We start from the raw sequence: 22,460 nt of genomic DNA on the forward strand, positions 1-22,460 counted from the left end.
CTCAAAGGATGTTGATGACGAGATTGCCATGCAAATCGACATGGGCCGTCCCGCTCGGGCCGATGACGGCCGTGGATTCGCGCTGCTCAACGATGGCTGGACCTTGCACTGGCTGGTTCACCGTCAGGCTGTAATGGTCGTAGACCGGGGTCTCGACGGCCGTGCCCAGTTCCTGGAAATAGACCTCGCGCGTGCCCTTCATGGCGTTGGCTGCCGTCGTGCCGTGCGGCCGGGTGACCTTGTCCTTCTCACCGCCGGCCCGCAGGCGCCAGGTGATGACCTCAAGCCCGGCCTTGACGGTGCGGCCGAAGAGTTCGCGATAAAGCGTGGTGAAATTGGCCGTGAGCTGCGCCAGGAACGCGTCCTGCGGCAGGTCGAGATCGGGCAGTGCGACTGTGATCTCGTGGCCCTGGCCGACATAGCGCATGTCGACGGTGTAGCGGTTGGCGATCGTCTCCTTCGGCACGCCGGCGGCGGAGACGACCTCGGCGCCCTGCGCTGCGAGATCGCCGAGCAATCGGCGCATCTCGGCGGCGTCCCACTCGCTGAGCGCCATCGGGAAGCTCGCCGAGAGATCCACTGCGACCGGCGCGATCAGCAGGCCGATCGCGGAGGTCACGCCAGCGCCGGTCGGGCAGATGATCCGCTTGATGCCGAGCTTTTGGGCGATGCCATAGGCATGCACCGGCCCGGCGCCACCGAAGGCGACCATCGGCAGCGAGCGCGGATCGACGCCGAGATCGGTCGCATGCATCGCGGCGGCCTTGCTCATCGATTCATTGACGAGGTCGTGGATTCCCCAGGCGCAGCGCGTGACGCTGACGCCGAGATCGGCGGCCAGCCGGGCCATCGCATCATGGGCGGCCTGCTTGGAGACCTTGAACGAGCCGCCGACGAAGGATTCAGTGCCCATATAGCCCAGCAGGATATCGGCATCGGTGACCGTGGGCTCCGTGCCGCCGCGCTGATAGGCCGCCGGTCCCGGCAGGGCGCCGGCCGAACGCGGGCCGACATCGAGCAGGCCGAGCGGGTTTTTCGCCGCGATCGAGCCGCCGCCGGCGCCGATCTCGATCATCTGGATCGACTGGATCTTGAGTGGGAAGCCCGAGCCCTTGCGGAAGCGCTGGTAGTGGGCGACTTCGAGATCGGTGCCAACCGTCGGCTCGCCATTGGGGATCAGGCAGAGCTTGGCGGTGGTGCCGCCCATGTCGAAGGAGAGCACGCTGCCCTCGCCGGCGATGCGGCCGAACTCGGCGGCCGCCACCGCGCCGGCCGCGGGGCCGGATTCGATCAGGCGCACGGGCAGTTCTGCGGCGCGGCGGCTCGGAACGAGCCCACCCGAGGAGGTCATCCAGAGCACCTGGCGGTCGATGCCCTTCCGGGCGAACTCGCGCTGGAGATGGGCGACATGGCCGGCCATCTGGGGCCGCGTATAGGCGTTGACCACCGTGGTCGAGGCGCGGTCGAATTCGCGGACTTCCGGGCAGACTTCCGAGGAGAGCGAGACGAAGATGTCGGGATATTCGTCCTTCAGCAGCGCCGCGACACGCTGCTCATGGGCGGGATATTTGTAGGCGTGCAGCAGGCAGACGGCGACGGAGCGGACGCCCTTCTCGCGCAGGCGCCCTGCGATCTCGCGGACCGTGTCCTCTTGCAGCTCGGTGACGACCTCGCCATCGGCGGCGATGCGCTCGCGGGCGCCGAAGCTGTTGGCGCGGGTGACGAGCGGATCGGGATAGCGCAGGTTCAAATCGTAGAGGTCGTAGCGGCCCTCGTTGCGGATGCGCAGCATGTCCTGGAACCCGGCGGTGGCGATGAAGCCGGTCTCGACGCCCTTGCGCTCCAGCACCGCGTTGGTGACGACCGTCGTCGCGCCCAGCACCTGAAGCTTGCCGATGTCGATGGCGGCGCCGAACTGCTCCAGAAGTTCGCTTACGCCCTGCACCACGGCCTCGGCCGGGTTCAGGGGAGTGCTGAGCACCTTGTGCAGATGCACCTCGCCCGCATCGTCGAGCAGCGCGAAATCGGTGAAGGTGCCACCGGTGTCGAATGCCAGCTTGGCCATGATGTCCTCTGATCCTGCCTTGCGGAGATCGCGGAGCCGTGTGCTCCACGACGACACGCGAAGGGTAGAGGCCTCGGCACGGGACTGGCCAACAGGACTGCGGTCTGCCGCCATAGACTTTGCTTATGGGGCTGGCGGCGCCCGGCTTATGGGGCCGGCGGCGCCCGCTCGACCTCGACAGGCACCGGCTTCAGGCCGAAGGGCGCCTCGCGGATCAGCTCCTGGACGATCTCGATCAGCACGGAGCGAGCCGCGATCGCCGGCTCCGACATCGGCAGATGGTCCGAGACGCACAGCGAGACCGTCGCGGTCATCGCCGGGCGAACCAGCGGCCGGACGACGGCGCCGCGAAAGCCCGCCGCACTGGCCGCCACCGAGCCAGGCAGGATCGTCGATCCGAGCCCGTCCATCACCGCCGCGCCCAGCGACGAGACCGACTCGATTTCAGCTGCAACGTGGGGCGCGACGCGGGCCCGCCCCAGCGATTCATCGATCATCTGGCGCAGGAAATGCCCCCGGCTCGGCAGCAGCAGATCGACCTCGGCCAGCGCCGAAAGTGGTAGCGCCTCGCCCTCGGGTGTCTCGAAGACGGAGCCCGGCGGCGACACCAGCACGAGCTCTTCCGTGAACAGCGGCTGCAGCACCACGCCCTTGATCGGCCGCGAGCCGTAGATCACCGCCATGTCCATCTTGCCGGTCATGATCAGCTCGCTCAGCACATGGCCGAAGCTGTCGTTGATATGGATGACGATGTCGGGATAGCGCGTCTTCATCGCCTTGAGCAGCGGCAGTGAGAGCGCGCTCGACGCGGAATAGGTGGCAAGCCCGATCGAGACCCGGCCCGCGACGGAGCGCGAGGACTGCTCGATGTCGATCTGCGCCTGCTCGACCTGCTTCAGCAGGAGCTGGGCATGGCGGTAGAGGATCAGCCCCGCCTCGGTCGGCGTGATGCCGTGATTGCTGCGGATCAAGAGCTTGTGCTTGAAATGGCTTTCCAGCGCGGCGATCTGCTGGGACAGCGCCGGCTGTGCCGTACGCAGGATGTCGGCCGCGCGCGACACGCTACCCGCATCGACGACCTTCACGAAACTCTTCAACTTCTTGAAATCGACGCTCATCGACCAGGCCGGCTCCCTGGGTGGGGACGATAGGTCATTCCGGAGGATCACGAAACCAGCGCGCTGCGGCTGCCCTCAGTGCTGCGCCTCCGTCTCGCCGCGCATCTTGCCGGTCATGAACAGTTCGCCGAGTTCGTCATGGCTGATCTCGGCCGGCTTGCCGTCCCAGATCACCTGGCCGAGCCGCAGGATGACGGCGCGCTGCGCGACCTCCATCGCCTTCTTGGTGTTCTGCTCGACGAGCAGGATGGTCTGCCCCATCGCGTTGATCCGCAGCAATTCGTCGAAGACGATGCCGATCGCGGCCGGCGACAGGCCCACCGAGGGCTCGTCGACGAGGAGGATGCGCGGTCGCTGCAGCACCGCCATGGCGACCTCGAGAAGCTGCTGCTCGCCGCCCGACATGTTGCCGGCGATGGTCGCGCGACGCTTCTTCAGGATCGGGAACAGCTCGTAGACATAGTCGCGGTCGCTCTTCACCTTGGCGTCGCGCAGCGTATAGGCCGCCATCTGCAGGTTCTCGTCGACCGTCATCAGCGGAAAGTTGCAGCGCCCCTGCGGCACGAAGGAAACGCCTTGCGCCAGGATTTCGCGCGAGGCCAGCCCGGCGATGTCCCGGCCTTGCCAGCGAATGGTGCCGCCCTTGACCGTGGTCATGCCGTAGAGCGTCTTGAGCAGCGTCGATTTGCCGGCGCCGTTCGGCCCCATCAGCGCCACGAACTGGCCTTGCGGCACCTCGAGATCAATGCCGTTGAGGATGTCGAGCGAGCCATAGCCGGCTCGCAAGCCTGCGATCGAAAGATTGGTCTCAGCCACCGAGATAGGCCTCCCGAACCGCCTGGTTGCGCATGATCTCGGATGCCGTGCCCTCGGCGAGCTTGCGCCCCTGGTCGAGGACCGCGACGCGCTGGCAGATGCTGGTGATGACGTCGATATTGTGCTCGATCACCAGGAAGCTGACGCCGAGTTCGGTGTTGGCATAGCGGATCGCCTCGACGACGCGCTCGATCAGCTTGGGATTGATGCCCGCCATCGGCTCGTCGAGCAGGATCAGCTTGGGCTCGGGCATCAGCATCGAGGCGAACTGGATCAGCTTCTGCTGGCCGCCCGACAGATTGCCGGCCGCTTGCGTCCGTACGTCCCAGAGGCCCGACAACTTGATCAGCTCGCGCGCCCGTTTGCGCAGCCCCTCGACCCGGGCGCGCGAGCGCGCGCCGAAGCCGAAGGTCGAGGCGACGCCGGGAAAGGTGAACATCTGGCCGGCGATGACGAGGTTCTCCTCGACATCGAGCGCACCGAACGTGACCGTCTTCTGGAAGGAGCGCAGCATGCGGCCTTCGCGCGCGATGCGGTTCAAGGACCAGCCGGTGATGTCTTGTCCATCGAGCCTGACAGAGCCGGCATTGGGCTTGGCGAGTCCGGATACGCAGTCGAAGAAGGTCGACTTGCCCGAGCCGTTCGGGCCGATCAGACCGCAGATCTCGCCGCGGTGAACCTGCAGATCGACGCCGTCGACGGCCTTGATCGCCCCATAGGACTTGCTGAGGCCGCTGATCTCGAGGATCGGAAGACCGGTCATGAGCGCCCCCTCAGCAAAGTCCAAAAGCGCGTGATCAGCGGCGCGAAGCCCTTCGGGAACCAGAACACCAGCGCCAGCAGGCAGAAGCCATAGGCGATCATGCGCAGCTCGGGGGCGATGCGGAGAAACTCCGACAGGCCAACAAAGAGCAGACTGCCGAAGACGACGCCCGAGATCGTGCCCGGTCCGCCGCCGAGCACGATGATCAGCATTAGCGTCGAGTTCGACATCTGGAAGGTCAGCGGGCTGACCACGGTGAGGTAATGCGCGTAGACGCTACCACCGAGCCCGGCGAAAGCCGCGCTGATCATGAACACGACCAGCTTGTAGCGCCAGGTCGGCACGCCGACGGATTCGGCCAGCGTCTCGTTTTCGCGGATCGCCACCATGTTGCGCCCGGCTGGCGAATTGACGATCAGCCAGACGGCGAAGGTCGCCAGAGCCGCGACGGCGAGCACGAGATAGTAGAACCCGACCGTACCCGACACCGTGAAGGACGCAGGCCCCAGCGCGAAATGGGGCTTGGGAATGGCCGACAGGCCCATGTCGCCGCGCGTGACGCTGATCCAGTTCTTCGCGACCGCCTGTCCGATGATGACGAAGCCGAGCGTACACATCACGAAGGAGGTCGCCCGCAGCCTCAGCGCCGGGATGCCCAAGGGCAAGGCGAGGGCGCCGGCGAACAGGCCCGAGGCGATCAGGTTGAGATAGAACGGCGTGCCCCAATGCACCGCCATCAGGGCCGAGACATAGGCGCCGACGCCGAAGAAGGCCGCCTGGGCCAGCGAGAGCAGCCCGGTATAGCCGACCAGCAGATTGAGCCCATGCGCCGGCAGCAGGAAGATCAGCGAGATGATCACCGCATGGAGCGCGTAGCTGCCCAAGAGCAGCGGCGCACAGCAGGCCAGCACGGCGATGGCGAGACCGAAGGGCCATCGCAGGTCGCGTCCGGCAGCTGGAAGCGAGGTCTCGTTCAGCGACATCGTCGATCCTCGGACAGAGTGGCCGCAATCGGCCGCGCGTTCTAGAGAAGGCTTGGTCAGTAGCGGGCCTGCGAGGAGAACAATCCATGCGGGCGCCACATCAGCACGAGCATCAGCGTGGCGAAGCCGACCGTGTCGCGGAATTGCAGGCCGACATAGGTGGCGACGAGACTCTCGGCGATGCCGAGGATCATCGCGGCGAAGAAGGTGCCCCGGACATTGCCCAACCCGCCCATGATGATGATCGGCAGCGTCTTGAAGGTGATCAGCTCGCCCATGCCACCATAGACGCTGACATTGACCGGAGCGGTGAGGACGCCCGACAGCCCCGCCAGCGCCGCACCCAGGATGAAGGTCCGCACCACGACCTTGCGGACATCGATGCCGACGACCGCGCAGCAATCGACGTTCTGCGAAACGGCCCGCATCGCCTTGCCCATGCGGCTATGGGTGACCAGAAGCTCGAGCCCGAAGAACACCAGCACCGCGACCGCGATGATCAGCAGGCGCTGCTCGGCGAGCGAGATGCCGAAGATCGTGACCGGCTCGATATAGCCACCCTCGAAGAACTTGTAGCCGCCACCGAAGACGAGGATCACAGTGTTCTGCAGGATCAGCGCGATGCCGAGCGTCGCCAGCACGCCGGCCTCGGCCGGAGCCCCGACCATGCGCTGCATCACGAACTGCCCGACGACCAGCGCGACGAAGGCAGTGGCGATGACGCCGGCCACGATCGCGATCGGGTAAGGCAGGTCGAAATACTCGATCGCGACCCAGGCCCCGAAGGTGCCGACCATGTAGTATTCGCCATGGGCGAAATTGATCGCGCGCAGGACGCCGAAGATCATCGTCATGCCGACCGCGACCAGGGCATAGACGGCCCCGGTCACGATGCCGTTGACGATCTGCTCGGAGATTTGGAACAGCATCTCGAGCTCCTTCGACCTTCGACGAGATGATCAGCGCGGATAGTCGATGTCGGCGGAATAGGCGCCCTTGACCACCGGCTTGCCGTCCTCGATCTGCAGCAGAATCATCGGCAGCTTCGCCTGATTGTGATCGTCGAAGGTCACCTCGCCCACTGCGCTGTCGTATTTGATCTTGGCGAGCGCGTCGCGAACCTGGGCCCGGTCGATGCTCTTGGCCGCCTCGACCGCCTTGCCGAGCAGGTTCACGGTCTCCCAATGGACATAGGCGTGGTTGTTGGGCGCCTCGCGGTATTCCGCATTGAACTTCGTCACGAAGGCCTTGCTCTTAGGGCTGTCCCAGGCCGGCAGCCAGGCTGCGGCCTCGACGGCGCCCTCCATGGCCTTGGGCGCCGACTTGATCGTCTTCTCAGTGTTGAACTCGCCATTGCCGATCAGCGGGATCTTGCCGGCGAGACCGACCTCGGTCATCTGGCGGGCCACGATCGGGGTGGTGTCGGCTAGCCCGTACATGATGATCGCCTGCGCGCCGGAATCGCGGATCTTGGCGAGCACGCTGCGGAAATCGACCTCGCCTTCCTTGTAGTAGTCCTCGGTGAGGATCTGACCCTTGAAGCGCGGCAGGTACTTCTTGGTGAACTCGATCGCCGAGCGGCCATAGTCGCTGTCGACTGACAGAACCGCGAATTTGGTGAAGCCACGCTTCTCGGCGGCGTATTGCGCGACGATCAGCGCGCGGTTCTCGTCGGTCGGATAATTGCGGAAGCTCCATTTGAAGCCGCCGACGCCCGCCGCATAGGTGATTTTGGGGTTGGACGAGGCCGCGTTGATCAGCAGCACGCCGGCATCCTCGACGACCGGCTGCATCGCCAGCGTCACCGAACTCGACACGTCGCCGATGACGAAATCGACCTTGTCCTGCGCGATCAGCCGCTTGGTCGCCGAGACGCCTTCCACGGGTGTGCCCTGGCTGTCGGCCGAAAAGATCTCAATCTTGCGCCCGTCGATACCCCCAGTCGCATTGATCTCCTTGGCGGCGAGCTGCGCACCGCGCAGCGAAAACGCGCCGTAGCGCGCATTGGGGCCGCTCATCGGCGCGACGATGCCGAGCCGGATGCTGTTGTCCTGCGCCAATCCCACGCCATGGAAGGCGGGCGCGCCGGCAAGGCAGGTGGCGGATGCGAGAAGGCAGAAAGTCCTGCGGTGAATGCTCGTGGCCATGATCGACTCCGTTCCCTGATCGTGTTCCGCGATCGCGTCGCGGTTAGCCGGAACGGCTCAGTCACAAGCTGGCGACGCTCCGTCCGATCGGACCTGGCTGGCATGCCCGACTGGAAAAAAGTCTAGGTTCAGCAAGCGCGGCCTGGGAAACACAACTGCATTCTGCCGCCATAGGGATTCTTTATGGCGTGCAACGGTACGCTATGAAATGGGCGGTCAGAACGGGGATAGCAGGACGTCGCCAGCGATCCGAACTGGCTTCGCTTGGGTAAGGCGCCAGGAGCGGCCGTTGCATCATGATCCGACAACCGACGTCAGGTTTGCGCTCTAACGCCTAGACGTGAGCACGGCTAACGGAGCTTGGCGATCCCGATGCCATCGAGTTTCGCGCGGTCTTTGATGGATTCTTCGCTGCGGGTCATCGCTTTCGAAATCGCTTTCAGTGCCATGCCCTTCTTGGCGAGCAACTTTAGCTTCTCGAGTTCCTCATATGTCCAGGGTTGGCGATGCCGTTCAAATCGCTCGGTCACAATCTGCTCCTGCTCCGTCGGTCCATTTGAGGCATTCTCGCCATCTCAACTGCGCGACAGACGCGCTCAGCTCAGCGCAAACGCGCCGGTGTCGCCAAGTCCGACCCGTAGCGCCTTGGCTAAGATCGGATCCGCCAGGATTCTTGCAACGGTATCGGCGTCGGGACCGTTTTCGCGATCCTCATTCACCATTGGGATCCAGGCACGGATCGCATCATATAGAATCGCGGTGGCTGGTGCGAGGCGAGGTCTGGAGCGCATATCCACCGCCTGAGCTGCGACCAGCGCCTCGATTGCGAAGATGAGGCGCAGCGGCACGATCTGCTCCTCGAGCTTGCGAATTGCCAACGGCGTCTGGGGAGCGTGGTCCTCGACCGTTTCCGAAACCGGGATCGAATCCGTGCTCGCCGGCAGGGCTTTCAAGCGGACCTCGCCATGCAACGCAGAGAGAGTCTTCTGCATCGAATTAAAGCCATTCGATGCGCCCCCGATCGGGGATAGATACTTAGGCAAGCCGGACAACTGGGCATTCATCATCTTAATCGTGCGATAGGTTGAAGCCGTGGCAAGCTGTGTATTGACAATAGCCAGAACGTCGAAGCATAGGGCGATATCCGGCGTATGAAAATTTGCAGTAGACAGTATCAAGTCGTCTTGGGTCAGAACCAAAGGATTGTCCGCAGCGCCATTGATCTCGGTCGCCACGCTTTCCACGGCCAATTTGAAGCTCTCCAGGGCAGGCCCGTAAATTTGCGAGAGCACACGGAAGCTCAAGGCGTCCTGGATCGAACGCGCAGCACCATTGTCGTGGAGATAGCTGCCCTGAAGCAGGCTTCGAAAAATTCCGGCGGCTTTAACCTGCCCTCGGGCCGGGCGCGCCTCCGCCAAACGTGCGTCAAAAATACTCGGATTGGCTGCGTAGCCTTCGCCAGCCATGGCAGCAATGACCATCGACGATGACAATGTCTGCGCCAAATTCGCAAGTACAATTGCCCCATAGCCGCAACTTACTGCGCTTGCATTGAGAATTGCGAGACCATCTTTCGCGGCGAGTTTTGCGGGCACGAGTTCAGCCGCTTTCAGAGCCGAGGCGGCCGGCATGCGCTCACCCCCAACATAAACGTCCCCACGCCCGATGAGAGCTGCACCGATATGGGCACAAAGGCCGAGGTCCCCACCGCCAATTGACCCACGTCCCGGAATGACGGGCGTGATCCCGGCGTTGAACATCGCGACCATAAGCTCGAATACCGAGGGTGAAATGCCGGACCCGCCTTGCGCAAGACTGATCAGTCGGCACAGAAACATGGCGCGCGCGGTACTCTCAGGAAACGGCTCACCGACACCGATACAGCGGCCGCGGATCATCTGAACCTGAAAAGCCTCGATTTCCGCCTTTGGAATTCGGTAGGCGACATTGCCGCCAAGGCCGGTATTGATGCCATAAATGGGCTCGTCGCCCTCGGTATAGCGGTCAACGACCTTTCGTGCTTGCGCGAGCCGGTCACGAGCCTTTGCGCTGATGCTGATACGCGATCCCTGTTCAATGTTTGCCAGCACGTCGCCAAGTGACGCGACGCCCAATCCCAGTTCCATGACGTTCACGTGCATTTTTCCTGTTCGAAACGGCTGAAAGGCGGCCTCAGAATCACTCGGCAGCGGCGCGCGCAGAGAGATGGCCGACGTGGTTCTGCATCGTGCGTGCATACCATTCAACAAAGGTCCAGACGCCGTGCTCCGATGTCTCGGCGTAGGGGCCGGGACGGTATCCGATCGAGCGCACACCACGTTGATTGCGTTCCACGAGTTTCCGATCCTGATCATTGGTTTCGCGCCAGACCTGAACCAGGCGTTCCAAGTCGTAATCGACCCCTTCGACAGCGTCGCCAGGGACGATCCACTTGCAGATCACGGTGGTCTCATGTGCCGACTTGGGCAGCATCTGGATGATCACCGCGTAATCTGCGTGTATGTGACAAAACATGCTCGGATAATGCGTGAAGCGCAGCGAACCGATATCCTGGTCCGGCCAGTTTCCAAGACGCTTTGCAACGGCTGGTTGGCCATCCATTGTGATCGACAGATTGCCCGGCTTGAACGGCATTCTGCCGACGCGAAAATCCTCGCCATCTTTGGTGACGCTGGGCAATCCTGTTGCTTCGCAGCGCGTCCAGAAATCGGCGATATAGGGATCGCTCCAAGGGTCGGCAAAATCAAAGATCAGCAGGGTGTTCATCAACCTGGGTGGCCTGCCTCGCAATGATCGCACTCGCGCGCGTTCTCCATCACGAGCTTCCAGTTGCCCTGCTCGTGCAGCGTGATCGTATGGACGACCTTGCCGTGGGTGAGATCATGCGGCGCCGCAGCAGGCCCAAGAGCCGCGGCAAAGGGTTCGATATCCGGCGCAACGTCAGCCAGGCAGATATAGATCAGCCCGGCGATATCGCGGACATGGACCGGGCGCAGTCCAAGCTCACTTTTGTCAGCATTGGCATCGAGATTGGCCGCGCGCAGCAATCGGCCTGTCAGATCGTAACTCCAATGATGATAAGGACATACGAATGACATTCTACGGCCGCAGGCCTGATCGACGACGATAGAGCCCCGATGGCGGCAGCTGTTGAAGAATGCGCGTATGACGCCCTCGCGATCGCGGCAGACGACAACCGAAGTTTCGCCGATCTCAATCGTGAAGAACGAGCCAGATGAAGTAAGCTCGCAGGCTGGCCCGGCAAAAATCCAGCGGCTCTCGAAAATACCGCGCATGTCCAGACGAAAGAAATCCGGGTCATTGTAGAATGCATGTGGCAGCGACATCCGGGGCGATCGCTCGCTCAAGAGTTGTGCCATTTGCCGACTGGAGCTCGCATGCTGCGCGCGGCTTGCCGCTGTTCTGTCGTCCATTATTCCGCCCTTTGCGAACCGACATTTTGATATCGTCGGAGACCAAGCTGCGCCAAGGCGATCGTGGTTACACTTGTCTATTTTTCGCGAGCAATGTAACCAGACGATCCAGTTGTATCTCTTTGTGATTCAAATGAACGGTCTCGCGCGCCAATGAACACCGTCATCTCCAGTACGATGGCAGACGGCTTTCGCGCACGGCTTCATGCCCTGATCGATCGATCGGATATGAATCAGGCTTCATTCGCGCGAATGGCGGGCGTAGACCGCTCGACCTTGTCGCAACTTCTCTCGGCGGAGGGACCGCGCATGCCGCGAGCAGATACGCTCGTCGCGCTCGCAACCTCCTGTCGGGTCTCGATAGACTGGTTGCTCGGTCTCACGCCGCGCGAAGAGATCGGCCTCGAAATCATCGATTCGATGCTCCAGATCCAGTCTCATACGCGCTCCCCCATCGACGAGCGTTTTGTCGGTTGGCTGCGCGAGGCGGAGGGCTATCGCGTCCGAACCGTCCCCGAAAGTTTTCCTGATTTTTTGAAGACGGAAGACGTTCTCAAATTCGAGTATCAGGGCTCGTCATTCAACACGGTCGGGAGTTCGGTCGAGGCGATGGCGGCGCGACTTGCCGTGATGCGGCGCCCCGATAGCGAGCTTGAAGTGTGCGCATCGATACAGGCCATCACGACCATGGCGAAAGCCGAAGGAAAATGGGCTGGCCTTAGTAAAACTGCACGCTGCAATCAGTTGGCATATCTTATAGAATTATATCGAGAGCTTTATCCAAGCTTGAGGATCTATTTTTATACGTTAGTCGAAACATATTCAAATCCATTTACCGTGTTTGGGCCAAAGCGCGTCGCTCTTTTCCTTGGCACAAGCTACCTGGTATTGAACGGCGTTGACCATATCCGCTTGTTCAGTAAACGCTTCGACGATTTGATCAAATTGGCGGTCGTCCAACCTCACCAAATCGAAGAGACGCTCAAAGACATTTTGTCCGAGATCGAATGATATCGTGAGCAATCTCGCGTGAGAAAGGTGGCGCTGGAGCGCTCTGCAATTTCGCGTGAAACAGGCTTGTCAGACATTTAGGGGGTGCACGACAGGATCGTGCGCACGCAAAAGAAACCTCCGGACGACGTCGATATAGCCATCGTAGACCATCCCTCCATTCTCCATGACCAGTCGGTCGCGGTTGTCCTGATACCATCGCGGAATCTCGTACCAGGGCATGGTTGGACACTCGTGATGAGCGGCGTGCAGGTTATTATAAAGATAGAGCAAGCCCAGGATTGGTGCATTCTCGACGATCGCCGTGCGCTCCAGCACGCCATCGGCCGCCTTGTGTTCCGCGAATGAGCGTAGAAGCATTAATGACGTCGCAGGGTAAACGATAGCGAGACCATAGAACCAGAGGTCCATCTCGCAGATCGCGACAAGCCAGATCACGACCAGCACCATCATCGGGAGATGCTGGAGCCACGCGCGGCATATGGCTGCGTCACCCCGGCGGGCGCCCCGGGCTTGATCGACAAGGAACGCGATGATGCTCCATGCAGGACCGATCGTCAGGCGACCAAATAGAGTCTTCTGGATTCGCAGCAACCATCGACCAGCCGGCCCCAGAGCCTCCCAGTCCGCCGTCGTGACATATCGCGACTCGGGATCGTCAAGCGGGTCGGTCAGTCGCTCGTTATTGTGGTGGCGCAGGTGAGAGACGCGATAGCTCTCGTAAGGCAGCCACAAAGAAATCGGCCACGATGCTATCAGACGATTCATCGTTCGCGAGCGTGTGGGATGACCATGCAAGATTTCATGCTGCAGCGAACTGTGCCAGGCGACGAGCCAGGCGCCAGCCGCTGCCACGAACCAGGACGGTAGCAATGCATGGAAATAGGTCAGAGCAAGCCAACTGCCGTAGATCAGCGCGGCCAGAGCGATTGTTGGCCACTCGATCTTCCGCCGCCGAGCCACAAACTGCGAATTTGAGCGCTCATCTTGCTCACAAGCGATGGAAATCGATAGTTGGCTGATCATAGCGGGCTCCATATGCTCCCCTTAAAACAGCAAATGGTCAGCGTTTTCACAACGAGATGAATGCACCATACAGTCACCATTGGTGTGATTTATGGTCGAATGTTTTGAAAATTTACTTTTCGCTCGATCCATCGACAAAATGGTCATTTCCGGCGCTAAACGCACCCAATGCTGCACTGCAGCGCTCATGCATATGCAAATCCCAAACGAGCGCTTTACGATCCGGCCTCAATCAGAAATGGTCCAATGAAAGCGGGCACTGACCTGCAATAACGAAGGGGATTGTCATGAAGAATATCATTTCGCGGCGCGATCTGTTGGGCGGTGCCGCTGCCTCCGCGGCATTGGCCGTGTCGTCAGGTCGCGGGGCTCTCGCGCAGCAGAAAACCAGTATCAGTGTTCGGATCGACCGCGATGTCACGGCGCTGGATCCTGCCTTCCGCGGCGGCCCGCACGACGCCAATATCTTCAAGTCTGTCTATCAGCGCCTGATCAAGCAGAAGGACAATTCCGCCGAGACCGAACTCGACGCCGCCTCCGAACTGAAGCAGGTCAGCCCGACACTGATCGAGTTTACGCTGAAGCCCGGCCAGATGTTCACCGACGGCTATGGCGAAATGACTGCCGAGGATGTGAAATTCTCCTTCGAGCGCTTTTCGGTCTCGCCCGTCGATGGCAAGGTGTCGCCCTACAAGGGCGATTGGACCGGGCTGACCGGGGTTGAAGTCACCGGCAAATACACCGGCAAGATCGTGCTCTCCCAGCCCAATGCGGGACTCTACGCCATTGCGTTGGCCGATGGCTCGGGCTGCATCGTCTGCAAGAAGGCGGTCCTGGAGCGCGGCGTCGAGCACAACATCAAGCCGGTCGGCTCGGGTCCCTATCAGGTCATCTCAGTCGAGAAACAGCGTGGCGCCGTGCTCAAGCGCAACCCGGCTTATACAGGCCCGAAGCCGACTTTCGAGGAGATCAAGGTTAACTTCATTCAGGACCCGAAGACTGCCGAATTGGCGCTGCGTTCCGGCGAGCTCGATTTTGCCGTGCTCCCACCCGCCGTCGCCGAACCGATGCGCAATGTTTCGGGCTTGGTCGTCGATCAGGCGCCCGGCCTTGCCTATATCTGGCTTGGTATCAACATGGAGAAGGCGCCGTTCACCGATCTCCGCGTGCGCCAGGCGATCAGACTTGCGCTTGACGTCGACCAGATGCTGCTCGCCGGCTTCAACGGCAAGGCGCCGCGCCTCAACACGCTGGTGATGGCGCCCGTCCTCGGCGCCTGGACCGAGGCGCCGGTCTACAAGCGCAACGTCGTCGAGGCGAAGAAGCTGCTGGCCGAAGCCGGCCATCCCGCGATCAAGACGCGCATCACAATCCTCAATCAGCCCGCCTACCAGACCATGGCGCTGGTGGCGCAGGCGCTGCTGCGCGAGGTCGGCATCACGGCCGAACTCGACGTGCAGGAGGGCGGTACCTATTGGGAGGCCGGCAAGGGCGAGGCCGGCAAGAACCTCGATCTCTTCATGATGCGCTTCAACGGCAAGCTCGACCCCAACTTCCTGATGCAGTGGTTCGTCTCGGGCCAGATCGGCACCTGGAACTGGCAGCGTTTCAATAGCCCCGAATTCGACAGGCTCTACCAGGAGGCGATCGTCGAGGCTGACCCGGCCAAACGGGCCGCGATCGTCATCAAGGCGCAGCAGGAGATGGACAAGTCCGCCGCCTTCGTCTGGCTGACCAACGACGTCGCCTTCCCTGTCCGCCGCGCGACCGTGAAGCCAGCCTATCTGCCGGGCGCGATCGATTGGCAGCTCGACAGGTTTACGGCCGCTTGAGCGGGCTCCCCAACCTCGAAGCCCTCATCCTGAGGAACGCCGCATGCGCGTCTCGAAGGATGCTTCAGTACGCTCTGGAGCATCCTTCGAGACGGCTGCTGCGCAGCCTACTCAGGATGAGGGCTGAAGGTGGGCGACATGGCTCGTCCCCATGAACGACACCGCCCGCTATCTCCTAAGCCGCCTCGTTACCACAGCCCTGATCGTGCTCGGCGCGATGCTGCTGCTGTTCACGCTGTCAGCCATCGTGCCGGGCGATCCAGCAACGGCTCTGCTAGGGCCACAGGCGACGCCGGAATATGCAAAGCGCTTCATCATGGAGATGGGGCTCGATCAGCCTTGGTATCGCCGGCTCTTCATCTTTCTCGGCAATCTGCTGGTCGGCAATCTCGGCACGGATGTGTTGTCGGGGCGGCCGGTCACGGCCATCGTCGGGGCCGTCATACCCTATACCTTTATCCTGACTTTCGCCTCGATCGGGCTCGCCGTGCTGATCGGCGTGCCACTCGGCTGCTATGCCGCGACCCATCGCGGCTCGGTTGCCGACCATGCGCTCGCCTTCGTCAGCGTGGCCTTCATCGCGATCCCCTCCTTCGTCATCGCGATCTTCCTCTTGCTGATCTTCTCGATCTGGCTCGACTGGCTGCCTGTTCTCGGCGCCGGCGAGGCTGGAAACTGGGCCGACCAGGCCAAGCGATTGATCCTGCCGACCACGGCGCTCAGCGTCGGCTGGATCGGGTTCATCGCCCGGCTCGTCCGCTCCTCCATGCTGGAGGTGATGGGCGAGAGCTATATCCGGACAGCACGCGCCTATGGCCTGTCCAACAGCATGGTGACCTATAAATACGCGCTGAAGAACGCCTGCATCCCGACCATCGCCGTCCTCGGCATGGGTATCGGCCGGCTGCTAGGCGGCGCCGTTCTGGTCGAGATCGTCTTTGCAAGGCCCGGACTTGGGCGCCTGATTTTTGATGCGATCGCCACGCGCAACTTCCCGGTATTGCAGGGCGCGGTGCTCGTTGTTGTGCTGATCTTCGTCGTCACCAATCTGCTGGTCGATCTGAGCTATTCCGCGATCGACCCGCGCATCCGCCGCAACACGACATCCGAAAGAGCGGGACGATGAACGCTGTCACCGCGACTGCCGGAATGTTTCGACGCATCGGCTCGCAATTCGGAGGCGCCGTCGGTCTTGCAATTGTTCTCGTCGTGGTCGCATCGGCCGTGTTCGCGCCGCTGGTGGCAACACATGATCCCGATGCGCTCGACGTCCTGAACCGCTTCTCCGGCCCTACCACGCAGCATTGGCTCGGCACAGACCATCTCGGCCGCGATCTGTTCAGCCGCCTCGTTCATGGTTCCAGCGTGGCGATGGCTGTTGCACTGACCTCGATTTCGACCGCGTTGATCGCCGGCACGCTGCTGGGCATCCTCGCCGCTTCGCTGCCTGCGCGCTCCGAGCGGCTTATCCTGATCCTCTTCGACGTCATCTCTTCCTTCCCGAGTCTCGTGCTGGCGCTTGCCGTGGTTGCGGTCTTCGGCCCCTCGACGGCGCTCGTGGTCGTCATCGTCGCGATCACCTTGATCCCGCATTTTGGCCGGGTCGCACGGGCTCAGGTGCTGACCGTCCGCAATGCGCCCTATATCGAGGCTGAGCGGCTGCTGGGCGCCTCCTCCTGGCGCATTATCGTATCCCACATCCTACCCAACATCGCCGGGCCATTGATGGTGCTGGCATCGATCGACATCCCTGTCGTCATCACCATCGAGGCCGGGCTTTCGTTCATCGGACTCGGCGTCCGGCCGCCGCTCGCAAGCTGGGGGACGCTCATCTACGACGGCTATGCCTACCTCTCGGATTCAAAGCTTCCTGTGGTGATCGCCAGTAGCGCGCTCGGCATCGCTACCCTCGGATTCACACTCTTCGGCGAAGCCCTGCGCGACGCGGTCGATCCGCGCCTGAACACGGATCGCTAGCAATGGCTCACGCATCGTCCCTCGTCAGCATTCGCAATCTCACCCTCGATGCACGCACCGAGCGTGGGCAGGCGCATATCCTGCGCGGGCTCGATCTCGAGATCGGCCGAGGACGCATCCTCGGTGTGGTCGGGGAATCCGGCTCCGGCAAATCAACGCTGGCCTCGGCCCTGCTGCAGCTTCTACCGGGCAACATCAGTCGCCTTGATGGTGAGATCAGCTTCGACGGCACCGACCTCCTCAAACTGTCGGCCAAGGAAATCCAGGGGTGGCGCGGGACGCGCATCGCCATGATCTTCCAGGATCCGATGACGGCGCTGAACCCACTCTTCACCGTCGGCACGCATATGGTCGATGTGCTGCGAAGACGGTTTCCCAAGCTGACGAAGCGCGAGGCCATGACCCGTAGCGAAGCGATGTTGGCCAAGGTCGGCATCGCCGCGCCCGCCATGCGGCTGAAGGCCTACCCGCACCAACTATCCGGCGGCATGCGCCAGCGCGTGATGATCGCGATGGCGCTCTCTGTCGAACCCGATCTGTTGTTGGCCGACGAGCCGACGACGGCGCTCGACGCAACCGTCGAAGCCCAGATCGTTGCTCTGTTCGACCGTCTCCGGCAGGATTTTTCCGGATCTATCGTTTTCATCTCGCATCACCTCGGCCTGATCGCCGAGCTCTGCGACGATCTCTGCGTGATGTATGGCGGCGCCATCGTTGAGACCGGACCGGTTGCCGAGGTGCTCAACCGCCCCCGCCACCCCTACACCCGCGCTTTGCTCGATTGCGAGATTGAGGATGGCGACGAGGGACGTCTCGCGACGATTCCAGGCGAGGTGCCCAATCCTCTGAGCGAGCTGACGCAATGTATCTTCGCGAGCCGCTGCGGCTTTACCGCTGAGATTTGCCTGGAAAGGCATCCACCGCTCGCAACAGCAGGCGCTGGACGCCAGGCCGCCTGCGTGCGCTCGCACGAGGTCCTGCCATGAGCGCGTTGCCAATGGTCAACCGCCCGTTGATCGATTTCAGTGATGTCGCGGTCGTCTACAATGGTCAGGTCCGCGCGCTCGATGGCATTTCGCTTGCCATCGAGCGAAGCGAAATCGTCGGCCTTGTCGGCGAATCCGGCTCAGGCAAGACCACCCTGTGCCGCGTGCTCATGGGGCTCGTTCGAGCTACCTCTGGAACGATTGCCATCGACGGCGAGCTCCTGGCGACTCGGTTGTCACGCGATCCGCTGGGCTTCCGCCGGCAGACGCAGATGCTGCTGCAGGATGCAGTTGCCTCGCTTTCGCCGCGAATGCGCATCCGCGCTCTCGTAGAGGAACCCCTGAAGATTCATGGCTTGCCCATGGTCGAGGGCCGGGCCCGGCTGCTGCGTATTCTCAAGCGGCTCGGCCTTCCAGAGACAACACTCGACAAGTTTCCGCATCAGGTCTCGGGCGGGCAGGCCCGCCGTGTCGCGATTCTAAGAGCGCTTGTCCTCGAGCCGCAGATCGTCGTCGCAGATGAACCAACGGCAGGGCTGGACGTGTCGGTCCAGGGCGACCTCTTGAACCTGATGCGGGATCTGCATGAGGAGTTTGCTCTGACTTATCTCGTCGTCAGCCACAACCTCAATGTCGTGCGGCGTCTGACCAACCGCACCGTCGTGATGTATCTCGGCCAGATCGTCGAAGAAGCTCCGACCAAGTCTCTGTTCGAGGCGCCTGCCCATCCCTACACGTCCGCGCTGCTCTCGACCAACCCTTCCGTCGATCCCGCCCGACGCCGAGAGCGCATCATCCTGAAGGGCGAGATCCCCAGCCCCATCAACCCGCCATCAGGCTGCCGCTTTCACACCCGCTGCCCGCAGGTGCAGGCCCGGTGCAGCCAGGAAAAACCGCTGCTTAGACCAACCATCAAGGGCGGAACCGTGCGCTGTCACTTCCCTTTGACCGCAACCCAGGCTTCGACCTGATGGCAAGGCTTACTCTGACGGACGTCGAGATCTTTGCGAAGGAAGCACTGATTGCGTGCGGCGCCTCGGAGACCGCTGCGGCCTCGGTCGCGCGCTCGATCCGTCGGGCGCAGGCCGACGGGATCGGGAGCGTCGGTCTGGGATATCTCGGAATCTATCTCGGCCATCTCAAGTCGGCCAAGGTCGACGGCTACGCATTTCCGCTGGTGACATCTGCACGGGCGGGCGCCGTTCTCGTCGATGCGCAGCACGGCTTTGCCCATCCGGCGTTCGACCTTGCACGTCCGTCGCTCGCGGCAGCCGCACGCGAGGTCGGCTGTGCAACGCTGGCGATCCGTCGATCCTATTCGATCGGAGTGCTGGGCCATCCGGTGGAAGATTTGGCGGAGGACGGCCTGATCGCTCTCGCCTTCAGCAACTCTCCGCCGAATGTCGCGCCGTGGGGAGGGCGGAAACCGCTGTTTGGCACAAATCCACTGGCATTTGCATGTCCGAGGCCTGGGCAATCGCCGCTGGTAATCGACCTTGCCACGAGCCAGGTCACGAAGGTCGCTCTCACAGCTGCCGCGCGAGCTGGCGACCCACTCCCAGATCATTGGGCTCTCGATTCCGATGGCCGGCCAACCAAAGACCCTGCTGCGGCCCTGACGGGCTCGATTGCCCCGATGGGGGGTGCCAAGGGCGCAGCACTGTCGCTCCTCGTCGAAATCCTGGCCGCAGGGCTGACCGGTGCGAATTTCTCGAAGGACGCATCGGCCTATGCAAAGCCGGATGGCCCGCCACCCGGCGTCGGCCAGTGCATCATCGCCTTCGCTCCAGAGGCTTTCGCTCCGGGATTTGGCGATCGCATCGAGGATCTCGCCCTGGCCATCACCGCTCAGTCCGGAGCTCGCCTTCCTGGCGACCGGAGGCTGCAGGCTCGTCGGCAAGCAGAGATCGCCGGCGTCGACGTCGACGATGCGCTCATCGCCGAGATCAGAACAATCCAGGCCACGTCATGAAGATCACGGCCATCCGCGCCACGCCGGTCAATATCGCGCTCGAGGCGCCCTATCTCTGGTCCTACGGCTCATTGGCAGGGTTCTCGAAGACGATTGTGGAGGTCGAGACCAGCGATGGGCTGGTCGGCCTCGGCGAAGGCCCGTCGCCCGCGAACGCGTCAGTCATCATCAACAATTTCGCTCCGCGCCTGATCGGCATGGACGCGATCGACATTCAAGCCTGCGAAGCACGGTGCCTGCCGTCATGGCGCGGGGTCTACACGGATGTCGACTTCGCCAGCATCCGCGCTTTCGGCGCCATCGAGATGGCCCTTTGGGACATTCGCGGGAAGGCGTGGGGGCGGCCGCTTTGCGACCTCTTCGGAGGCCGCGTGCGCGACGCAATCACATTCACGGACTACTTCTCGTTTCGCGAGGAGAAAGACGGGGTCGGTGGAGAAAGCGACCCGCAGGCCGTACTCGACTACTGCCTCGGACAAAGGGAGCGCTTCGGAACCACCATGTTCGAAGGCAAGCTCTCGACGGCCGACCCCCGGCCTTCGATCGAGACCCTGGAGCTTCTGCGCGAACGCCTTGGTGCGGACGCCGTTTTGCGTATCGATTCCAACAAAGCCTATTCTCTCGGCGCGGCCACACGCATCGCCCAGGCGATCGAGCCGCTCGGGATTCGGTCCTGGGAAGATCCGGTCGCGACATTCGAGGACATGGCGAAGCTGCGCCGCCATACCAGCATTCCATTTTCTGTCCACACCCCGGACCTGCGCAGGGCGCTGGCACTTGGCGTTCCCGATGCCTTCTGCACGGATGTCAACGTGCATGGTGGTATTGGACGCACGCTGAAGTTCATCGCCGCCTGCGAACAGGTCGGCCTCGATTTCTGGTGCTACTCAGGCGACTCCGGCATCGCGAGCAGCGTATATCTGCACCTCGCAGCCGCCCATCATCACATCCGGGAGCCCTCGCAGTCGCTGTTTCACATGCAGCCCTTCGACGTGATCGAAGAAGGTCCGCTGCGCCCGCGCGACAATGTCGTGGCGGTTCCGCAAGGTCCGGGGATCGGGGTCACGCTGTCTCGCGATCGCTTGGCATTCTGTCATCGCGACTTCGTTGACAACGGACCCTACGACAAGTTCCACGACCCGGATCGTCCTGGCATCTTTCGGCGCCTGCCGCTGTCGTGAGTCGATGAGCACCGCGCGCAGACGCCTATGGCTGTCGATTTTGCGGCGACCGCAATCTCATGCCGCAAAAGCCCGAAGCGCTCTCGTCACGATCGGCTCGCCCTTCGGACCAGTTTGACATTCGTATGAGACAGGACGGAAGACGATGAAACCGATCTACATGGACTACCTCAACCGTCTCGATGTTGAGGAGTTGGCAATGACCGAGGACGAGATCCTCGAAGCCATCGAGACGAGTCTCGCGACCCAGGGGCGCGGGGAAGCCGTCATCGAGCCACGCATGCACCTCGAGCCTGGTGTCGCCAACGGTCACTTCAATGTTCTGCGCGGTGCTCTGAAGGAGCCCATCGATTCAGCGGGTGTGAAGATCGTCGGCGATTTCGTCGACAATTATAAGCTCGGCCTGCCATCGGAACTTGCCAGCCTGCTCTTGTTCGATCCACGCACTGGCGTTCCCAAAGCATTCCTCGATGCGAGCGCGATCACGGACATGCGCACCGGCGCTGTCACGGCGATCGGCGCGAAGTATCTGGCGCGGAAGGGATCGAGGATTCTCGGCCATATTGGTGCGCGAGGAACGGCATATTGGAATGTGAGGCTTCTGGACCATCTGTTCGACTTTGACGAAATCCGCGTCCATTCCCGTCGGCCGGAAAGCCGCAACAGCTTTGCCGAGCGACTGAGCCAGGATCTCGGCAAGACGGTTGTTGCCACTGACGACTGGCAAAGCTGCGTGGTCGGGGCCGATATCGTCGTCGAAGCCTCCCGCCTCGACGCGCCAACACCAATCCTCAAGACGGAGTGGATCAAGAAGGGAGCCTTCGTTGTGCCTTACGGGACGATGAGCGCAGTCGAGCTGTCCTTGACCGATGTCATGGACAAACTCGTCGTCGATGATTGGGGGCAATGCAAAGGCGGCAAATTCGGCAGCCTCCGCGCCCATGTCGAAACCGGTCGACTTTCGATCGACACACTCCATGCCGAACTTGGGCAGATTGTAGCAGGTCTCAAGCCGGGTCGGCAAAGCGACGACGAGACCAATCTTTTCTGGCACCGCGGGCTTTCGCTTTCGGATATCGCCCTCGGCCACGCCATGCTGCAGAAGGCGCATAAACTGCAGATCGGCCAACGCCTCCGCTACGCGTGAGT

At 62.2% G+C, this 22,460-nt stretch carries 21 protein-coding genes; 9 read left to right on the forward strand and 12 right to left on the reverse strand.

Annotated features, from left to right (window positions below):
* Window position 1: 1 nt before the first annotated feature.
* The 11 genes from AXW83_RS16635 to AXW83_RS26640 all read right to left on the reverse strand — a co-directional run bounded on the left by AXW83_RS16635 (window position 2) and on the right by AXW83_RS26640 (window position 11,239).
* Entirely contained in the window at window positions 2–2,065 is a 2,064-nt protein-coding gene (locus AXW83_RS16635; RefSeq protein ID WP_066615207.1) for a hydantoinase/oxoprolinase family protein, read from the reverse strand.
* Window positions 2,066–2,211: 146 nt separating this feature from the next.
* Window positions 2,212–3,183, reverse strand: coding sequence for a nitrogen assimilation transcriptional regulator NAC (gene nac, locus AXW83_RS16640; RefSeq protein ID WP_066615208.1), 972 nt, complete (start codon window positions 3,181–3,183; stop codon window positions 2,212–2,214).
* A gap of 75 nt (window positions 3,184–3,258) precedes the next feature.
* The gene (locus AXW83_RS16645; protein ID WP_066615211.1) at window positions 3,259–3,999 is read right to left on the reverse strand and encodes a branched-chain amino acid ABC transporter ATP-binding protein; all 741 of its coding nucleotides are present in this window, start codon (window positions 3,997–3,999) and stop codon (window positions 3,259–3,261) included.
* Window positions 3,992–4,762, reverse strand: a complete 771-nt coding sequence (locus AXW83_RS16650) for an ABC transporter ATP-binding protein (protein ID WP_066615213.1) — start codon at window positions 4,760–4,762, stop codon at window positions 3,992–3,994. The genes AXW83_RS16645 and AXW83_RS16650 overlap by 8 nt, the downstream gene beginning before the upstream one ends.
* A complete protein-coding gene (locus tag AXW83_RS16655) occupies window positions 4,759–5,745 on the reverse strand; it encodes a branched-chain amino acid ABC transporter permease (RefSeq protein ID WP_066615215.1) in 987 nt (328 codons plus the stop codon). The genes AXW83_RS16650 and AXW83_RS16655 overlap by 4 nt, the downstream gene beginning before the upstream one ends.
* A 56-nt stretch (window positions 5,746–5,801) precedes the next feature.
* Complete coding sequence (locus tag AXW83_RS16660) at window positions 5,802–6,674, reverse strand: branched-chain amino acid ABC transporter permease (protein WP_066615216.1); 873 nt, start codon at window positions 6,672–6,674, stop codon at window positions 5,802–5,804.
* A gap of 30 nt (window positions 6,675–6,704) precedes the next feature.
* Entirely contained in the window at window positions 6,705–7,763 is a 1,059-nt protein-coding gene (locus AXW83_RS16665; RefSeq protein WP_442855252.1) for an ABC transporter substrate-binding protein, read from the reverse strand.
* Window positions 7,764–8,242: 479 nt separating this feature from the next.
* Entirely contained in the window at window positions 8,243–8,422 is a 180-nt protein-coding gene (locus tag AXW83_RS16670; protein WP_054140785.1) for a hypothetical protein, read from the reverse strand.
* 66 nt (window positions 8,423–8,488) lie between these two features.
* On the reverse strand, window positions 8,489–10,018 hold the full coding sequence (locus tag AXW83_RS16675) for an HAL/PAL/TAL family ammonia-lyase (protein WP_236841965.1): 1,530 nt from the start codon (window positions 10,016–10,018) through the stop codon (window positions 8,489–8,491).
* A gap of 52 nt (window positions 10,019–10,070) precedes the next feature.
* Window positions 10,071–10,658, reverse strand: a complete 588-nt coding sequence (locus tag AXW83_RS26635) for an SRPBCC family protein (RefSeq protein ID WP_082767190.1) — start codon at window positions 10,656–10,658, stop codon at window positions 10,071–10,073.
* Entirely contained in the window at window positions 10,658–11,239 is a 582-nt protein-coding gene (locus tag AXW83_RS26640) for an aromatic ring-hydroxylating oxygenase subunit alpha (protein ID WP_168166111.1), read from the reverse strand. Before AXW83_RS26640 ends, AXW83_RS26635 begins: the two co-directional genes overlap by 1 nt.
* Window positions 11,240–11,479: 240 nt before the next feature.
* Here AXW83_RS26640 and AXW83_RS16685 point away from each other — a divergent pair, with 240 nt between their 5' ends.
* Window positions 11,480–12,337, forward strand: a complete 858-nt coding sequence (locus AXW83_RS16685; protein WP_066615219.1) for a helix-turn-helix domain-containing protein — start codon at window positions 11,480–11,482, stop codon at window positions 12,335–12,337.
* Window positions 12,338–12,406: 69 nt separating this feature from the next.
* Here AXW83_RS16685 and AXW83_RS16690 read toward each other — a convergent pair whose 3' ends face one another.
* Window positions 12,407–13,363, reverse strand: coding sequence for a fatty acid desaturase (locus tag AXW83_RS16690; RefSeq protein ID WP_082767514.1), 957 nt, complete (start codon window positions 13,361–13,363; stop codon window positions 12,407–12,409).
* Window positions 13,364–13,650: 287 nt separating this feature from the next.
* Between AXW83_RS16690 and AXW83_RS16695 the strand changes: the two genes are divergently transcribed.
* The 8 genes from AXW83_RS16695 (at window position 13,651) to AXW83_RS16730 (ending at window position 22,458) form a co-directional block, all read left to right on the forward strand.
* Window positions 13,651–15,195, forward strand: coding sequence for an ABC transporter substrate-binding protein (locus AXW83_RS16695; RefSeq protein ID WP_066615221.1), 1,545 nt, complete (start codon window positions 13,651–13,653; stop codon window positions 15,193–15,195).
* Window positions 15,196–15,346: 151 nt separating this feature from the next.
* A complete protein-coding gene (locus AXW83_RS16700; RefSeq protein ID WP_210179605.1) occupies window positions 15,347–16,321 on the forward strand; it encodes an ABC transporter permease in 975 nt (324 codons plus the stop codon).
* Complete coding sequence (locus AXW83_RS16705) at window positions 16,318–17,172, forward strand: ABC transporter permease (protein WP_066615223.1); 855 nt, start codon at window positions 16,318–16,320, stop codon at window positions 17,170–17,172. Before AXW83_RS16700 ends, AXW83_RS16705 begins: the two co-directional genes overlap by 4 nt.
* A 2-nt stretch (window positions 17,173–17,174) precedes the next feature.
* On the forward strand, window positions 17,175–18,158 hold the full coding sequence (locus AXW83_RS16710) for an ABC transporter ATP-binding protein (protein WP_066615225.1): 984 nt from the start codon (window positions 17,175–17,177) through the stop codon (window positions 18,156–18,158).
* 11 nt (window positions 18,159–18,169) lie between these two features.
* Window positions 18,170–19,129 (forward strand): oligopeptide/dipeptide ABC transporter ATP-binding protein, encoded by a 960-nt coding sequence (locus AXW83_RS16715; protein WP_066615227.1) that lies wholly within the window; start codon window positions 18,170–18,172, stop codon window positions 19,127–19,129.
* A complete protein-coding gene (locus AXW83_RS16720) occupies window positions 19,129–20,130 on the forward strand; it encodes an Ldh family oxidoreductase (protein WP_066615228.1) in 1,002 nt (333 codons plus the stop codon). Before AXW83_RS16715 ends, AXW83_RS16720 begins: the two co-directional genes overlap by 1 nt.
* Entirely contained in the window at window positions 20,127–21,311 is a 1,185-nt protein-coding gene (locus AXW83_RS16725; RefSeq protein ID WP_066615230.1) for a mandelate racemase/muconate lactonizing enzyme family protein, read from the forward strand. Before AXW83_RS16720 ends, AXW83_RS16725 begins: the two co-directional genes overlap by 4 nt.
* Window positions 21,312–21,456: 145 nt before the next feature.
* Window positions 21,457–22,458, forward strand: coding sequence for an ornithine cyclodeaminase family protein (locus AXW83_RS16730; protein WP_066615231.1), 1,002 nt, complete (start codon window positions 21,457–21,459; stop codon window positions 22,456–22,458).
* Window positions 22,459–22,460: the final 2 nt, after the last annotated feature.

Source organism: Bosea sp. PAMC 26642 (assembly GCF_001562255.1).
GTDB lineage: Bacteria > Pseudomonadota > Alphaproteobacteria > Rhizobiales > Beijerinckiaceae > Allobosea.

Coding starts and splice junctions, on each gene's coding strand:
- AXW83_RS16635 (WP_066615207.1), bottom strand. CDS start 2,065: ATGGCCAAGCTGGCATTCGACACCGGTGGCACCTTCACCGATTTCGCG.
- nac (WP_066615208.1), bottom strand. CDS start 3,183: ATGAGCGTCGATTTCAAGAAGTTGAAGAGTTTCGTGAAGGTCGTCGAT.
- AXW83_RS16650 (WP_066615213.1), bottom strand. CDS start 4,762: ATGACCGGTCTTCCGATCCTCGAGATCAGCGGCCTCAGCAAGTCCTAT.
- AXW83_RS16655 (WP_066615215.1), bottom strand. CDS start 5,745: ATGTCGCTGAACGAGACCTCGCTTCCAGCTGCCGGACGCGACCTGCGA.
- AXW83_RS16660 (WP_066615216.1), bottom strand. CDS start 6,674: ATGCTGTTCCAAATCTCCGAGCAGATCGTCAACGGCATCGTGACCGGG.
- AXW83_RS16665 (WP_442855252.1), bottom strand. CDS start 7,763: ATGAGCGGCCCCAATGCGCGCTACGGCGCGTTTTCGCTGCGCGGTGCG.
- AXW83_RS16675 (WP_236841965.1), bottom strand. CDS start 10,018: ATGGAACTGGGATTGGGCGTCGCGTCACTTGGCGACGTGCTGGCAAAC.
- AXW83_RS26635 (WP_082767190.1), bottom strand. CDS start 10,658: ATGAACACCCTGCTGATCTTTGATTTTGCCGACCCTTGGAGCGATCCC.
- AXW83_RS26640 (WP_168166111.1), bottom strand. CDS start 11,239: ATGTCGCTGCCACATGCATTCTACAATGACCCGGATTTCTTTCGTCTG.
- AXW83_RS16685 (WP_066615219.1), top strand. CDS start 11,480: ATGAACACCGTCATCTCCAGTACGATGGCAGACGGCTTTCGCGCACGG.
- AXW83_RS16690 (WP_082767514.1), bottom strand. CDS start 13,363: ATGATCAGCCAACTATCGATTTCCATCGCTTGTGAGCAAGATGAGCGC.
- AXW83_RS16695 (WP_066615221.1), top strand. CDS start 13,651: ATGAAGAATATCATTTCGCGGCGCGATCTGTTGGGCGGTGCCGCTGCC.
- AXW83_RS16700 (WP_210179605.1), top strand. CDS start 15,347: ATGAACGACACCGCCCGCTATCTCCTAAGCCGCCTCGTTACCACAGCC.
- AXW83_RS16705 (WP_066615223.1), top strand. CDS start 16,318: ATGAACGCTGTCACCGCGACTGCCGGAATGTTTCGACGCATCGGCTCG.
- AXW83_RS16710 (WP_066615225.1), top strand. CDS start 17,175: ATGGCTCACGCATCGTCCCTCGTCAGCATTCGCAATCTCACCCTCGAT.
- AXW83_RS16715 (WP_066615227.1), top strand. CDS start 18,170: ATGGTCAACCGCCCGTTGATCGATTTCAGTGATGTCGCGGTCGTCTAC.
- AXW83_RS16720 (WP_066615228.1), top strand. CDS start 19,129: ATGGCAAGGCTTACTCTGACGGACGTCGAGATCTTTGCGAAGGAAGCA.
- AXW83_RS16725 (WP_066615230.1), top strand. CDS start 20,127: ATGAAGATCACGGCCATCCGCGCCACGCCGGTCAATATCGCGCTCGAG.
- AXW83_RS16730 (WP_066615231.1), top strand. CDS start 21,457: ATGAAACCGATCTACATGGACTACCTCAACCGTCTCGATGTTGAGGAG.